Below are 14,972 nucleotides of genomic sequence, written 5' to 3' on the forward strand. Positions count from 1 at the left end.
CCCGCCCACGGAGCGCAGCCATGTCGTCCACCATCCACCCCCTCCCGTCCTTCGGTCTCGGCACCTTCCGCCTTACCGGCCAGGTCGTCGTCGACTCGGTGCGCAGCGCCCTCGAACTGGGCTATCGCGCCATCGATACCGCGCAGATCTACGGCAACGAGGCGGATATCGGCCGCGCGATCGCCGAGAGCGGCGTACCGCGTTCCGAGCTGTTCCTCACCACCAAGGTCTGGGTCGACAACTACGCCCGCGAAAAGCTGCTCGCCAGCCTGCGCGAGAGTCTGGAGAAACTGCGCACCGACCGGTTGGACCTGGTCCTGATCCATTGGCCGGCACCCGGCAACGGCGTCGAGCTGGCGGAGTACATGGCGGCGCTGGCGGAAGCCAAGTCCCTGGGCCTGACCCGGCGGATCGGCGTCTCCAACTTCAACATCGAACTGACCCGCCAGGCCATCGCCGCGGTCGGTGCGGGCGAGATATCCACCAACCAGATCGAACTCAGCCCTTACTTGCAGAACCGCGAGCTGACCGCCTACCTCGAGGAGCAGGGCATCGCGGTCACCTCGTACATGACCCTGGCCTACGGCAAGGTGCTGAAGGACCCGACGCTGGCCGGGATTGCCGCCAGGCACCGGGCCACGGTCGCCCAGGTGGCGCTGGCCTGGGCGATGCAACTGGGCTACGCGGTGATTCCGTCCTCGACCCGCCGCGAGAACCTCGCCAGCAACCTGCTGGCGCGCGACCTGCGCCTGGACGCCGAGGACATGGCGCGCATCGCCGGCCTCGAGCGTAACGGCCGCGAGGTCAGTCCGCAGGGCCTGGCGCCGGCCTGGGACTGAGAACCGCGTCGAAGGTCCGCCGCGGTGCATGAGCGGGGCGGCCGAGGCTCCGGTCGCGCGGCCGGTTCAGAGCTCGATGCGGTATTCGATCACACCCGGCTTGTCCGCTACCCAGTCGTACAGGCGCTGTGCCCTGTGGTTGCTTTCCTGGGTATGCCAGTAGAGCCGCGCGCAGCGACGTTCCTCGGCCTGCCGGCGGACGTACTCGATCAACTGCTTGCCGATCTGCTGGCCGCGCACGTCGGGCGAGACATAGAGGTCTTCCAGGTAGCAGACGTCCTGTGCCGCCCAGGTCGAGCGGTGGTAGAGGAAGTTGACGATGCCATGCAGGCGGCTACCGTCGCTGGCCACGGCGCAGTGCATCGGTTCGCCCTCGTCGAAGAAGCGCCGCCAGGTGGCCTCGGTGGCCTGTGCCGAGAGTTCGACTTCATAGAACGCCTGGTAGGCCTTCCAGTATTCGAGCCACTGCTCGAAGTCCTCGTGTGCCACGGGGCGTACCGATACCAGTGTGTGCAGGGATTGCATCCAGTGCTTCCTTCTTTGGCTTGATGGGGCGATCCGGCGGAGGCCGGGACCGAGGGTCTTGACCCGGCTGTTTTTATAGCCGCCTAATGGCTTGCCATACCCCACCAATTAGATAATCGAGGGCAGACCATTTGTTCAGGCAGTCACTGCTCGAGTCGGTCAAGGCGCGCCTCCTCCATCCACAGCTCCAGGCCCTGCCGCTGCATGCGCGAATCCAGCGCGCGATCCGCCAACTGATCCTCGACGGTGCGCTGGCGCCGGGCAATCCGTTGCCGGCCTCGCGGGCGCTGGCGCAGTCGTTGGGGGTATCCCGCGACACCGTCGAAGCGGCCTATTCGCACCTGCATGCCGAGGGTTTCATCGAGCGTCGGGTCGGCAGCGGCAGCGTGGTCGCCGCGGCTACCCGGCTGTCCCCCGGCCGGCGCGGCGCGGGCGCTCCACGACGGGGCGGCGGCGCGCCGCGACTGAGCCGGCGTGGCGAGGCGATGCAGGCTGGCGGCGGGGTTCGCGAGCAGCTCGTCCCGCGCCCCTTCGCTCCCGGCGTGCCGGAGACCCGCACCTTTCCCCTGGCGACCTGGGAGCGCCTGCAGCGCCAGGTCCTCAAGGAATACGGCGCGCGCGCCCTGACCCATGGCGACCCGCAGGGTGCCGAACCGCTGCGCCAGGCGATCGCCGACTACGTCAACCTGGAGCGTGGCGCACGGGCCACGGCCGACCGGGTACTGGTGCTGACCAGTTCGCAACAGGCGCTGGGTCTTTGCGCCAGCGTGCTGCTCGACGCCGGCGAGCGGATATTCGTCGAGGACCCGGCCTACTACGGCGCGCGCAAGGCCTTCGAGGCCGCAGGCCTGGAGTGCCTGCCGGTCCCGGTCGACGAACAGGGCCTGCGGCCCGAGCCGATCCTCGCCCAGCCGCAGGCGGCGCGGGCGCTGTGCCTGACCCCGTCGCACCATTACCCGACCGGCGTGACCCTGTCGCTGGAGCGCCGCCTGGCGCTGATCGAATGGGCGCAGCGGCAGCAGGCATGGATCATCGAGGACGACTACGACAGCGAGTTCCACTACGCCGGCCGGCCCACCGCCTGCGTGCAAGGCCTGGACGCCCACGAGCGGACGCTCTACATCGGCACGTTCACCAAGTCGCTGTTTCCCGGCCTGCGCATCGGCTACATGGTCCTGCCGCCGGCGCTGGTGGCGCCGATGACCGTCGCCCGCTCCCTGCAGGACGGGCACAACGCCTCGCTGGCGCAACTGACCCTGGCGCGCTTCATCGCCGGCGGCCATTTCGGCGCCTATGTGCGCGGCATGCGCAATCTCTACGGCGAGCGCCTGGGATTCCTCGCGGAGCGGGTGGGCAAGCGTCTGGGCGGCCTGGTCGAGCCGCGCGTGCCGGCCGGCGGGCTACAGATGCCCGGGCTGCTTTGCGCGGGAATCGACGAAACGCGCGCCATCGCGGCGGCATACCGCGCCGGTGTCGAGCTGGTCGGGCTCAGCGCCCTGCATCTCGCCGCGCCACCGCGAGCGGGTTTCCTGATGGGCTTCGCCGCCTACACCACGGACGAGCTGGAGGCGGCGGTCGGGGTCCTCGCGAAGACCCTGCGCGGTTTGCGTGCGAATCCCTAGGCCGCCGGCAAGCGCTCAGTCGCGCAGGGCGTAGACGTAGGCATCGACCTGGGCGCCGTCGGCCAGCGTTACCCGGGTCGCCACGCGCCGGTATTCGGTGCCTTCGAATTCATCCAGCGCGGGCCAGTGCTCGGCGAGGCGGTCGGAGACGAACACATGGCCGTGGATTTCCTCGCCGTCGGCGTCGATCGCCAGGCCCGGAAAGCCCATCCCGGCACCCCAGCCCTTTTCCAGCAGGCGACCGCGGAGGCTGGCCGCCTGCCATTGCCCGCCGATCTTCTGCATCAGGTGTTCGTTGGGACGGCCGGGGCCGAGGCTGCCGTAGACGAAGAGTCGCTGCATCGATAACTCCCTTGAACGGAAGAGCGTGGGCGCAAGACGCGAAGCCTTCCGTCCGCGCCTTTCACTTGCTTGCCAGCGGTGGAGTACGCGGCGGCACGATACGCCGCGAGCCGGTCGACTCGAAGGCCGCGGCGAAGCGCAGCAGCGCCGAGTCGTCGTAGGCGCGGCCGGCGAAGGTCAGGCCCACCGGCATGCCGATGTCGGCCATCACCCCCATCGGTACGGTGACCGTCGGCACGCCGAGGTGGCGGATGGCGAGGTTGCCGTTGGCGACCCAGACACCGTTGCTCCAGGCGATGTCGGCCGAGGCCGGGTTGACGTCGGCGTCCGCCGGGCCGACGTCGGCGACGGTGGGGAAGAGCACGGCGTCCAGGCGCAGGCGTCGCATCCACTCCTCGAGGTCGATCCGCCGGGTTTCCTCGAGGCCGCGCAGGCCATCGGGGAGGGTCGCGATCCGGTCCCAGGGCTTGATGCCGCGCTCGGCCATCCGCACGTATTCGTCCATGCCGGCGGCCAGGTCGCCCTCGCGGTTGGGCAGGGTGCCGGGGTCGTGGGGGAAGATCTGCGGGCCGTCGACATCCGCCAGGCGGTTCAGCTTCGGATCGCCATTGGCGCGCAGGAAGTCGTCGAAGCCCCAGGCCGAGAGTTCCCACAGCTCGTCGTGGAGGAATTCCTTCGACACCAGGCCGCGGTTGAACACGGTGGGCGCGCCGGGTCGGTCGCCCTCGCAGTTCGACACCAGCGGGAAGTCCACCTCGATCACTTCGGCGCCGGCGGCTTCCAGGGCCTTGCGCGCCTGTTCCCAGAGGGCGATGACCGAGGGCCGGGTATGGATGCGCTGGCCGGTCGGGCCGCCGATCCCGGGGGACTCGCTGGTGCCCGCATCGGGGTCGGCGTTGATGAACATGCGCGGCACGCCGAAGCGCTTGCCGGCCAGGGCCTCGGCGCCTGCGGCCAGGGCCGGGTAGCTCGCCGGGCGTACCTCGGAGGCCTTGGGGATCGGCACCCAGGGCTGCATGCGCCAGAGGTCGCCGCGGGTATCGGGATCGTCGGCGACCACTACGTCGAGGATTTCCAGCAGGTCGGCCATGCTCCGCGCATAGGGCACCACCACGTCCATGGTCGGCGTCAGCGGCCAGTTGCCGCGCACCGAGATCACCCCGCGCGAAGGGGTGTAGGCGCACAGGCCGTTGTTCGACGCCGGGCCGCGCCCGCTCGACCAGGTTTCCTCGGCCAGGCCGAAGGCGGCGAAGCTGGCCGCGGTGGCGGTGCCGGCGCCATTGGAGGACCCCGAGGCGAAGGGCGCGGTGAGGTAGGCGGCATTGTACGGGCTCTCCGCGCGGCCGTAGACGCCGCGCTGCATGCCGCCGTTGGCCATGGGCGGCATGTTGGTCTTGCCCAGGCAGATCGCCCCGGCGGCGCGCAGGCGCTCGACGGTGAAGGCATCGCGCTGGGCCACCAGGTCCTTGAACGCCGGGCTGCCGGAAGCCGCGGTGAGGCCCTTGACCAGGTAGCTGTCCTTGGCAGTGTAGGGAATGCCGTCCAGCGGACCGAGGGGCTCGCCACGCGCCCGGCGGGCGTCGGAGGCCTGCGCTTCGGCCAGCGCATCGGGATTGCGCACCACCACCGCGTTCAGCGCGGTGGGCGTGCCGGGTGCATCGTAGGCGTCGATCCGCGCCAGGTAGGCCTGGACCAGTTCGACCGCCGTGGTACGACCGGACTCGAGCGCGTCACGCAGCTCGGCGATGGAAACCTCGGTGACCTCGATCATGCTGTCACCGCCTGGCGAATGGAGACGGGGAGACCGTTAGCGACGCTCATCATCGTTCCTCTTGTTCTCTGCTTGCTGCGACGGGGGCCGCGAGGCGGCCGGGTCGATACAGGGGATGCAGTGTACATCCTGGCCGGCGCTCGCGGCTTCCCTGGCGGGGCGCGGCAACGGCCTCGCAGGTCCTGGCCAGTGTCTGGGGTTGCCGCCGAAGCGCGGCGTCGGAGAAAGTCCGCGGGCTGTCGCCGGCCGCCGGCGAGGCGTAAGGTGCGGCGTCGGGGGGACCATTTCACACAGGGGAATCGTCATGACGAATCATCGTACCGCGCTGGTCACCGGCGCCACCCGTGGCATCGGCCTGGCCCTGGCCAGGCGCTTGGCGGCCTCCGGCTGGAGTGTAGTGGGCATCGCCCGCCATGCGAGCGACGACTTTCCTGGACGTCTGCTGTGCTGCGACCTGGCCGATCCTGCGCAAACCGCCGAGACGCTGCGCGGATTGCTCTCGGAAAGCGCCGTGGATGCCTTGGTCAACAACGCCGGGATCGCCTTGCCGCAAAGCCTGGAGAACCTCGACCTGGCCGCTCTGCAACAGGTCTTCGACCTCAACGTGCGGGTCGCCGTGCAGCTTGCCCAGGCCTGCCTGCCGGGGCTCAAGCGTTCGCCGGCGGGCCGCATCGTCAACCTGTGCAGCCGGGCGATCCACGGCGCCCGCGAACGCACCGCCTACGCCGCGGCGAAGAGCGCGCTGGTCGGGGTGACTCGCACCTGGGCGCTGGAGCTGGCGCCGCTGGGCATCACGGTCAACGCGGTGGCGCCCGGGCCGATCGAGACCGAGCTGTTCCGCCAGACCCGCCCGGTCGGCGGCGAGGAGGAACGGCGGATTCTCTCGACCATCCCCATGCAGCGGCTCGGGCGGCCGGACGAAGTGGCCGCGCTGATCGAGTTCCTGCTCAGCGAGGGCGCTTCGTTCGTCACCGGCCAGGTGATCGGTGTCGACGGCGGCGGCAGCCTGGGCGGTCGTTGAGGCCGGGGCTCAGATCCGGCGGCTGCGCAGCAGTAGCCAGAGCAGGTAGAAACCGCCGAGCAGGCCGGTCATCAGGCCGATCGGCAGGTTGGCGACGTATGCCAGGCGCTGGCCGAGCAGGTCGGCGGCCAGCAGCAGGACCGCGCCCATCAATGCGCCGGACAGCAACGGCACCCCGGCCGAGCGGGTCAGGCGCCGGGCCAGTTGCGGGCCGGCCAGGGCGATGAAGGCGATGGGGCCGGCCGCGGCGGTGGCGATGGCGGTCATGCCGACGGCGACCAGGACCATCTGCAAGCGCACGCGCTCCACCGCCACGCCGAGCTGGGCGGCGCTGGCATCGCCCAGCTCCAGCACTTCCAGGCGACGACCGTGGTACAGCGCCAGCGGCACGCTGGCGAGCAGGCCCAGCGCTGCCGGGACGACGTGCGACCAGGTCCGGGTGTTCAGCGAGCCGGCCAGCCAGAGCTGGGCATACATCGCCTGGTCGAGGTTGCCGGTGACCAGCAGCAGGCTGTTCAGGCCCGACAGGCTGGCGCCGACACCGATGCCCACCAGCACCAGGCGGTAGCCGCCGGCGGTGGCGCCCCGGCGCGCCAGCAGCACCACCGCCAGCGCCGTGCAGAGGCCGGCGGCCAGCGCCGCCAGCGAGGTGGCCAGCGGGCCGGCATCGAACAGGATGATCTGCACGATGGCGCCGCTGGCGGCGCCGGTGGTGAAACCGATGACGTCGGGCGAGCCCAGCGGATTGCGCGAGATCGACTGGAAGATCGCCCCGGCCATGCCCAGCGCGGCGCCGACCAGGCAGGCGGTGAGCACCCGTGGCAGGCGCACGCGCTGGACGATGCGCTGGGCGGTGGGGTCCTGGCCCTGGCCGAGCAGGCTGGCGAACACCTCTGCCGGACCCAGCGCCAGGCTGCCGGTCCCCAGCAGCGCCGCCGCCAGCGCCAGTCCGACCCCCGCGAGGACCAGGCAGGCCAGCGCCGCCCGTGGCCGCCAACGCAGCGACAGGGAGCCCAGGCGCAGGGCGTGGAGACCGTTCACAGGCGGCTCAGGCGGAAGCGCCTGACCAGGACGATGAAGGCCGGTCCGCCGAGCAGCAAAGCGACGATTCCGGCGGCGATCTCCGCCGGCGCCGCCAGCAGCCGCCCGAGGATGTCGGCGCCGAGCAGCAGGCCGGCGGCGATCAGCGCCGAGAAAGGCAGGATCCAGCGCTGGTCCGGTCCGGCCAGCAGTCGCGCGAGGTGCGGGGCGACCAGGCCGACGAAGGCGATCGGCCCGGCCAGGGCGGTCGCCGCGCCGGCCAGCAGCATCACCGCCAGGCAGGCGAGCAGCCAGGTCAGGCGCAGGTCGACGCCGAGCGCCCGGCCGATCTCCTGGCCCAGGGCCAGGGCATTGAGCCTGGCGGCGAGGGCGAAGGCGGCGGCCAGCCCGGCGCCGATGGCCAGGCCCGGCCATCCGAGCAGGGCGAAGCCGCTGCCGGAAAGCGAGCCGGCGGCCCAGTGGCGGAAGCGGTCGAAGACTTCCGGCGGGGCGTTCAGCACGATGATCCCGGTCAGCGAGGCGAGCATCACTGACAAGCCGGCACCCGCCAGCACCAGGCGCACCGGGTTGGTGCCGGTCTCGCGGGCCTGGCCGAGAAGGAATACGGCGATGCCGGCCAGGCCGGCGCCGAGGAAGGCGCAACCGAGGTACTGGCCCATGCTCGCCAGGTCGAACAGCGCGACCCCGACGATCACCGCCAGCGCCGCGCCGGCGTTGATCCCCAGCAGGCCGGGTTCGGCCAGCGGATTGCGCGTCAGCGCTTGCATCAGCGCGCCGGCCACTCCCAGCGCCGCGCCGGCCAGCAGCGCCACCAGGGTGCGTGGCAGGCGCAGTTCGCGTACCACCAGGTGGCGATCATCGTGCGGATCGACGGCTTGCAGGGCGTCCAGTGTGACCGCCAGGGGCACCGGCCGCGAGCCCAGCGCCAGGCTGGCCAGGGCCGCCAGCGCGAGCAGCAGCGCGCCGGCGAGCAGGCCCCAGGCGCGCAGGCGCCGGCGGCGCATCGGGGACGCCTGCATGAGCGGACTTCCGGCGAACGGGCGCATGGCTCAGCGGAAATGGCGGGCGACGTTGTCGATCATCTGCCGTCCCGAGTAGTAGTCGATGCGGAAGGAACTGGGGCCCAGGGCGTACACGCGCTTTTCGCGGACCGCCGACAGGTTGGCCAGTACCGGGTCGGCGAGGAACGCCTGCACGTCGTCGTCGCTGGCGCCGAGCAGGAACACGCTGTCGCCGGCGATGGCGGCGGGCAGGTTTTCCCGCGAGATGAACTGGAAGTCCGAGGCGCGCGTCACCTTGCCCGCCAGCGCCTCCGGCAGTTCCGCCACCTGGAAGCCGAGGGCCTCGAGCAGGCGTGCCTGGGGGCTGGCCTGGCGGCCGATGGAATAGCTGCCGGCGATGTTGTAGCCGACCACGCTGACCGGGCCCTGCTGCGGCGCGATGGCCGCGGCGACTTCGGCGGTGTAGGCGTCGAAGCGCTGGATGGCGGCCTGCGCCTGGCGTTCCAGGCCGGTGTGCCGGCCCAGCTCGGTAGCCAGTTCCTGCCAGCTGTGTTTCGAGTAGTCGACCACCAGCGTCGGTACGCCCTGCGCCTCCAGCTCCGCACGGTATGGCGCGGCGCTGTCGGCGCCGGTGGCGGAGGCGACCAGCAGGTCCGGATCCTGGGCGATCACCGCTTCGATGTCGAAGCGCAGGTTGCGGTAGAGCACCTCGACGCCACGTTGGTCGGCGACCTTCGCCCATTGCGAGAAGAAGCCCTTGGCGTCGGTCAGGCGACTTGGCGTGGTGGCGGCGCTGGCCACCAGCGGTGCGTCCATCGCCAGCAGGATGCCGGTGACGCTCGGGGTGGTGGAGACGATCCGCGCCGGCTTCGGCTCCCCGGCCGCGGCGAGGGTGGCGAACAGGCTCAGGGCGAGGGCGAGTAACGGCAGGGCGGAGCGGCGGCGGGTCGGCATGAAGGCTGTTTTCGCTGTAGGGGACGCCGGGCGGACGGATTCATATGATAATGCTTCTCATACAGTCTATTCCATAATGTAGAATCGATTCCACATATTCGAGCCATTCTTATCCAGGAACCTCCCATGACCCATCGCCTGCACGCGGACGCCGTGACCTTGCGCCGCGACGCGCGGACCGTTTCGCGGAATCTCTCGCTGGCCATCCCCGAGGGTTCGTTCAGTGTGATCGTCGGGCCCAACGCCTGCGGCAAGTCGACCCTGCTGGCGGCATTGTCGCGCCTGTTGGCGCCGGCCGAGGGCCGGGTGGTGCTGGACGGCAGGGATATCCACAGCCTGCCGGGACGGGAAGTGGCGCGGCGTCTCGGCCTGCTGCCGCAGAGCGCGCTGGCGCCGGATGGCATCACGGTGGCCGAGCTGGTGGCGCGCGGGCGCTATCCGCACCAGTCGTTCCTGCGCCAGTGGTCGCCGGCGGATGAGCGCGCGGTAGCGGCGGCGTTACGCGCCACGCGGGTCGACGGCCTGGCCGAGCGACCGCTCGATGCGCTCTCCGGCGGCCAGCGGCAACGCGTGTGGATCGCCATGGTGCTGGCGCAGGAAACCCCGTTGCTGCTGCTCGACGAGCCAACCACCTACCTGGATATCGTCCACCAGATCGAATTGCTCGAACTGCTCGCCGAGCTGAATCGCCAGGGGCGCACCATCGTCGCCGTGCTGCACGACCTCAACCAGGCCTGCCGCTACGCCTCGCACCTGATCGCCATGCGTGACGGCGCGATCCTCGCCGAGGGCGCGCCGGCGCATATCTTCACCGAGCGTCTGGTGGAGGAGGTGTTCGGCTTGCGCTCGTTGATCATCGCCGACCCGGTCAGCGGCACGCCGCTGCTGGTGCCGCGCGGGATCGCCGCCGACGCGCCGGGCTGAGGTGGCTCAGCGCGGCGGCGGCCGCATGCCGGGGTGGAGTACCAGGCCACCGGTGGACTGGTTGACCTGCAGCGCCTCGTGGAACAGCGCGTCGCGGTCTTCCGCCGACTGCAACTGGCCGAGATCGGTCACCGTGGTCATGGCGCAGACGATCTCCTGCTGGGCGTCGAACACCGGCGCCGCCTGGCCGGTGACATTCGACAGCAGGTGGCTGGTCAGTTCGGCCCAGCAGCGCTCACGCACCTCGTCGAGCAGCGCGCGGCTCGGCGGGCTGCCGCGGAAGTGCGCCGGTTGCTGCTTGCGCGCGGCGTCGACCACGGCCTTCGGCAGGAAGGCCTGGAACACCAGGCCGCAAGCGGTATTGTCGATGGGCAGGATATCGCCCAGGGCCAGCGGGTTGATCGAGAAATAGGCGCTGCGGTACCAGCGCACCAGGGTCGGGCCGCGCTCGGTCCAGATCGCCACCCCGCCGCTGGCGGCATGCCGTTGGGCCAGGGCCTTCATGTGGCGGGCGGCGATATCCACCGCGTCGATCCGCTTCAGCGCGCCTATGCCGATGCTCAGCGCCGCCGGCCCGAGGTCGTAGAGACCGCTGAGCGGGTCCTGGCGGGCCAGGCCTTCCTTCACCAGGCTCTGCAGGTAGCGGTGCGCGGTGGAGCCGCCGGTGCCGGTGCGCCGGGCCACTTCGCCGAGGGCCAGCTCGCCTTCGGCGTTGGCCAGGGTCTTCAGGAAGCGCGCGGCGATGGACACCGACTGGATGGTGCCGGAGCGCTTTTCGCCCGGGGCGTCCGGCATCTCGTCCGCCGGGGGCTGCGAAGTATTCAACGGCTCGGTCTCCTCACCACGGTTGATCCATAGGCTTCGGTCCGCGCTGCGGTGGCGCGGGCGGCGCCCATGATACCGATTCCCCGGGGCGGTGGGGCGCCGCGGAAGGGACGGGTGTAGGAGATTTCATATTTCGCAATGAGGAATCTATTCCCCATTGAGGAATGTTCTGGTGGCGTGATAGCCTGAATGTAAAAGAGAGTCATTCCCATTTGGAGAAGATCCTTGAACGCCCGCACGCACCGCACGCTCAACCGGGGAATCGGCGTCGTCACGCTGTCCACCCTGCTCGCCTCGCCATCGGCACTGGCCCGGGAAAACCCGCCCGCCGAGGACGAACCCGCCGCCCTCGAGGCGCTGGTCGTGACCGGCGAGAAACGTGAACGCTCGCTGAAGGACACGGCGTCCTCGGTATCGCTCACCAGCGCCCGCGACATCGACCGCAAGCAGACCGGCAACGCCTCGGTCGCCGAGGTGATCAATGGCAGTCCCAACGTGGTCTACACCGACTCGGTGGGCGCGCCGATCATCCGCGGCCAGGACACCCAGGGCCCGAACAACGGGCAGAACGTGTTCTGGGGCGGCACAGTGCCGCGGGCGACGATCAACCTCGATGGCCACTACCTGAACTACAACGAGATGTTCTTCGGCGCGACCTCGGTCTGGGACGTCGACAGCATCGAGGTGTTCCGCGGCCCGCAGACCACCTCCCAGGGCGCCAACGCCATCGCCGGGGCGATCATCGTCAACACCAAGGACCCGACCTTCAGCCCCGAGGCTGCCTACCAGGCGGAGATCGGCAGCTACCATTCGCGGCGCAGCTCGATCGCAGTGTCCGGCCCGCTGGCGCAGGACTTCGCCGGGCGCCTGGCGGTGGACTACGCGGGCCGCGACACCTTCATCGACTACGACAACCCGAAGTTCCAGGACAGCGGCACCGACCAGGACTTCCGCGCCCTCAACGCGCGCGCCAAGCTGCTCTGGCTGCCCAGCGGAATTCCGGGCCTGGAGAGCAAGTTCACCTTCTCCCACAACGACAGCAACCGTCCGACCCAGGAAGCGGCGACCCGCCCGTTCGACAAGCTCGACCATCGCTCGACCACCATGCCCAGCTGGGAGCAGGACACCAACACCAGCATCCTCGACGTCGCCTATGACCTCGACAACGGCATCCGCCTGTTCAACCAGGCGCAGTACTCGCTGTCCTCGGTGCACCGCACCACCGGCGCGGGCGGCGAGGGCGACGCCGACATCCGCCAGAAGAACGCCTCCAACGAATCGCGGGTCAGCTTCGGCGAGCAGGAGGACCGGATCAGTGGCATGGGCGGGGTCTACTACGCCCGCACCCGCACCGACGAGACACTGCACCTGCGCGGGCTGTCGGCCTTCGACGACACGAAGAAGAACCTCGGTGTGTTCGGCGAGCTGAACTACCGCCTGAGCGACCGCTGGACCCTGACCACCGGCCTGCGCTACCAGGAGGATCGCATCGAGCGCAGCGGCAACTCGGTGCTGGCGCCGCGTCCGCTGGACTACCAGAAGACCTTCTCGGCCTTCCTGCCGAAAGTCTCCCTGGCCTTCGCCGCGACCCCGGACTGGACCGTCGGCGGCCTGGTCAGCCGCGGCTACAACCCCGGCGGCGTGTCGCTCAACCTGACCACCCGCAACTGGGCCTACTTCAAGGAAGAAACCATCTGGAACTACGAACTGTTCACCCGCGCCAGCCTGCTCGACGGCCGCCTGGTGCTGAACGGCAACCTGTTCTTCATGGATTTCAAGGACGCCCAGTACAACATCCCGGTGGTGGTTTCGCCGGGGGTGGCGCAGTCGTACACCATCAACGCCGAGAAGGCCCACGCCTACGGCATGGAGCTGGACCTCGACTATCGCCTGCGCGACGACCTGCGGCTGAAGGCCAGCGCCGGCGTGCTACGCACCCGGATCGACGAGATGTCCGGCAATACCGGCTACGAGCACAACGAGTTCGCCCGCTCGCCGGGCTATACCCTCAGCTTCGGACCGAGCTGGGACGTCACCGAGCGCCTCAACCTGAACGCCCAGGTGCGCTACCTGGACGGCTACTACTCGGACACCGCCAACACCAAGGCCTACTCGATCAAGGCCTACACCCTCACCGACGCCCGCGCCAGCTACCGCTTCAACGACCAGGTGCAGCTCTATGGCTACGTGAAGAACGTGTTCGACGACCGCTCGCCCACCTACATGCAGGAAAACCGGGGGATCGGCGGCATCGAGGCGAGCATGACGCAGCCGCGGACCCTCGGCATCGGCATCAAGGGCACCTTCTAGGCGCCCCGAGAAGCCGGCCCCGCGCAGGGCCGGCCCAGCCCCAGAGCCCATACAGGAGATTGGCACGATGAGTACCCCGAAACGCCTGCACATCGGCATGTCGCTGGCCCCCACCTGGCTCAGCGGCGATGCCTGGCGGCGCCCCGACAGCAATATCGAAGGCATCTTCGGCAGCGATTTCGCCGTCGACATCGCCAGGCGCTCCGAAGCCGCCCACCTCGACTTCGTGTTTCGCCCGGACGTCAGCAGCCTGCCACTGGACGTGCTGGAGACCGGCTCCGGCTTCGCCAGCCTGGATCCCACCGTACTGCTTGCCGCGGTCGCCCGCGAAACCTCGCGGATCGGCCTGGTGTCGACGGTCTCCACCACGTTCTATCCGCCCTACGTGGTGGCCCGGCAGCTGCAATCGCTGCACTGGATCAGCAACGGCCGCGCCGGCTGGAACATCGTCACCGCGCTGCAGGGCCACGAGAACTTCGGCCTGGACGCGATGCCCGATGCGGAGCAGCGCTACGCGCGCGCCGCCGAGTTCACCCGGCTGGTGCACGACCTGTGGGACAGCTTCCCCCGCGAGGCACTCCTGGTCGACCGCGAGAGCGGCCGCTACGCCGACGTTTCCCGGGTGCACCCGGTCGACCACGACGGCGAATTCCTCAAGGTCAAGGGACCGCTCAACCTGCCGGCCTTCGGCGAGGCGCGGATTCCCCTGGTGCAGGCCGGCGCCTCCGAGAGCGGGCGCGACTTCGCCGCCTCGGTGGCCGACCTGGTGTTCGCGCCGACCCCGGACAAGGAGGCTGCCCTGGAACTGCGCCGCGACCTTTCCCGCCGCGCCGAACGCCACGGTCGCTCGCCGCGCGACGTGCGCCTGCTGCCGGGCTTCAGCCTGTACCTGGCGGAGAGCCGCGAGGAGGCGCGGGAAATCTTCATGCAGACCCACGCGCGCCTGGACCGCACGCGCAAGTTCGCCACGATCAGGCAGATGCTCGGCCTCGACCTCAGCGACTGGCCGCTGGACCGGCCGATTTCCGCGGCCGACCTGCCGCCGCCGGTGGCCAACCCCGGCAGCCGCACCCACACTGACCTGCTGCGGCGCCTGATCGAGCGCGAGACGTTACGCCTGGACCAGTTGCTGCTGCGCCCCGAGGTGGTTTCCGCGGCGCACTGGCAGGTCATCGGTACGGTGGACGATGCCGTCGAGCAGATCGTCGACTGGGCCGCCGCCGGCGCCATGGACGGTTTCATCGCCGCGCCGGGAGGCTCGGTCGGCTCGCTGCGGCTGTTCCTCGAACAGGTGGTGCCGCGCCTGGTGGAGAAGGGGCTGTTCCGCGAGCGCTACAGCGCCACTACCTTCGCCGGGCACCTGGCAGAGGAATGATGGAAAGGGCCGGCGACGGCCGCGTCCTGGCGGCGATGGCGAGCGAGTGACCGCCTGCGGTTGGCCGCCTGACGGGCCCGCTGTATCGCAGCACGCCATCCGACCGGTGGGGCGTGGTACAGGCGAGGGAGCCTCTGCCTTGGCGTAGATACCGTCGTACCCCGGGGATCATCCGGACAGGTCGCAGCCTGGGCAGCGCTGGCCGTCGGCAGGCCTGGCATTCTGCTGTTACAACCATCCATCCATTCCTGCGGAAACGAGTGAACTCAATCGCCCCGAGCGCTGTCTGTCAGCCGTCGGCCCAACCGGGCCGGGCGCATGGCCCTTGGCCATGCGGTAGCCCCGCCCCGGTCGCGCGCTTGTCCATAACAATTCGACTGGCCGGCTTTTTCGCTCCCCTTTGCGGGTTTCGTTCTCTCGCC

The 14,972-nt window shown here is 69.9% G+C and carries 13 protein-coding genes; 6 read left to right on the plus strand and 7 right to left on the minus strand.

Annotated elements, in window-relative coordinates:
• The first annotated feature begins 20 nt into the window (after positions 1–20).
• The gene (gene dkgB / locus ACM0M4_RS04420; RefSeq protein WP_003101322.1) at positions 21–839 is read left to right on the plus strand and encodes a 2,5-didehydrogluconate reductase DkgB; all 819 of its coding nucleotides are present in this window, start codon (positions 21–23) and stop codon (positions 837–839) included.
• Between the two features lie 66 nt (positions 840–905).
• Here dkgB and ACM0M4_RS04425 read toward each other — a convergent pair whose 3' ends face one another.
• Positions 906–1,364 (minus strand): GNAT family N-acetyltransferase, encoded by a 459-nt coding sequence (locus tag ACM0M4_RS04425; RefSeq protein WP_003101319.1) that lies wholly within the window; start codon positions 1,362–1,364, stop codon positions 906–908.
• A 131-nt stretch (positions 1,365–1,495) separates the two neighbouring features.
• Here ACM0M4_RS04425 and ACM0M4_RS04430 point away from each other — a divergent pair, with 131 nt between their 5' ends.
• Complete coding sequence (locus tag ACM0M4_RS04430; RefSeq protein WP_003101316.1) at positions 1,496–2,986, plus strand: PLP-dependent aminotransferase family protein; 1,491 nt, start codon at positions 1,496–1,498, stop codon at positions 2,984–2,986.
• Positions 2,987–3,001: 15 nt separating this feature from the next.
• Here ACM0M4_RS04430 and ACM0M4_RS04435 read toward each other — a convergent pair whose 3' ends face one another.
• Both ACM0M4_RS04435 and ACM0M4_RS04440 read right to left on the minus strand, forming a co-directional pair.
• Complete coding sequence (locus ACM0M4_RS04435; RefSeq protein WP_003093540.1) at positions 3,002–3,328, minus strand: gamma-glutamylcyclotransferase family protein; 327 nt, start codon at positions 3,326–3,328, stop codon at positions 3,002–3,004.
• 61 nt (positions 3,329–3,389) lie between these two features.
• A complete protein-coding gene (locus ACM0M4_RS04440) occupies positions 3,390–5,099 on the minus strand; it encodes an amidase (protein WP_003101313.1) in 1,710 nt (569 codons plus the stop codon).
• A gap of 304 nt (positions 5,100–5,403) precedes the next feature.
• Here ACM0M4_RS04440 and ACM0M4_RS04445 point away from each other — a divergent pair, with 304 nt between their 5' ends.
• Entirely contained in the window at positions 5,404–6,120 is a 717-nt protein-coding gene (locus ACM0M4_RS04445; protein WP_003101310.1) for an SDR family oxidoreductase, read from the plus strand.
• A 9-nt stretch (positions 6,121–6,129) separates the two neighbouring features.
• Here ACM0M4_RS04445 and ACM0M4_RS04450 read toward each other — a convergent pair whose 3' ends face one another.
• Genes ACM0M4_RS04450 through fepB form a run of 3 tightly spaced genes read right to left on the minus strand, consistent with a single transcriptional unit; the run spans position 6,130 to position 9,116 of the window.
• Complete coding sequence (locus tag ACM0M4_RS04450; RefSeq protein ID WP_003119001.1) at positions 6,130–7,161, minus strand: FecCD family ABC transporter permease; 1,032 nt, start codon at positions 7,159–7,161, stop codon at positions 6,130–6,132.
• Positions 7,158–8,180, minus strand: a complete 1,023-nt coding sequence (locus ACM0M4_RS04455; protein WP_003118181.1) for a FecCD family ABC transporter permease — start codon at positions 8,178–8,180, stop codon at positions 7,158–7,160. Before ACM0M4_RS04455 ends, ACM0M4_RS04450 begins: the two co-directional genes overlap by 4 nt.
• A 30-nt stretch (positions 8,181–8,210) precedes the next feature.
• Positions 8,211–9,116: a Fe2+-enterobactin ABC transporter substrate-binding protein gene (gene fepB / locus ACM0M4_RS04460; protein WP_054375914.1), complete on the minus strand. Its 906-nt coding sequence runs from the start codon at positions 9,114–9,116 to the stop codon at positions 8,211–8,213.
• Positions 9,117–9,242: 126 nt separating this feature from the next.
• On the opposite strand from fepB, the gene ACM0M4_RS04465 reads away from it, so the two are divergent.
• Positions 9,243–10,040, plus strand: coding sequence for an ABC transporter ATP-binding protein (locus tag ACM0M4_RS04465; RefSeq protein WP_003093530.1), 798 nt, complete (start codon positions 9,243–9,245; stop codon positions 10,038–10,040).
• A 6-nt stretch (positions 10,041–10,046) separates the two neighbouring features.
• Here ACM0M4_RS04465 and ACM0M4_RS04470 read toward each other — a convergent pair whose 3' ends face one another.
• Positions 10,047–10,835: an IclR family transcriptional regulator gene (locus tag ACM0M4_RS04470; RefSeq protein ID WP_003119004.1), complete on the minus strand. Its 789-nt coding sequence runs from the start codon at positions 10,833–10,835 to the stop codon at positions 10,047–10,049.
• Between the two features lie 255 nt (positions 10,836–11,090).
• Between ACM0M4_RS04470 and ACM0M4_RS04475 the strand changes: the two genes are divergently transcribed.
• Both ACM0M4_RS04475 and ACM0M4_RS04480 read left to right on the plus strand, forming a co-directional pair.
• On the plus strand, positions 11,091–13,175 hold the full coding sequence (locus ACM0M4_RS04475) for a TonB-dependent receptor (protein ID WP_003118182.1): 2,085 nt from the start codon (positions 11,091–11,093) through the stop codon (positions 13,173–13,175).
• A 67-nt stretch (positions 13,176–13,242) separates the two neighbouring features.
• Positions 13,243–14,550 carry an NtaA/DmoA family FMN-dependent monooxygenase gene (locus tag ACM0M4_RS04480; RefSeq protein WP_003118183.1) on the plus strand — a complete coding sequence of 436 codons (1,308 nt, stop codon included), beginning with the start codon at positions 13,243–13,245 and terminating at the stop codon, positions 14,548–14,550.
• The last annotated feature ends 422 nt before the right edge of the window (positions 14,551–14,972 follow it).

The sequence above is a fragment of the Pseudomonas sp. 18-147 genome (assembly GCF_051048045.1).
Taxonomy (GTDB): domain Bacteria; phylum Pseudomonadota; class Gammaproteobacteria; order Pseudomonadales; family Pseudomonadaceae; genus Pseudomonas; species Pseudomonas aeruginosa.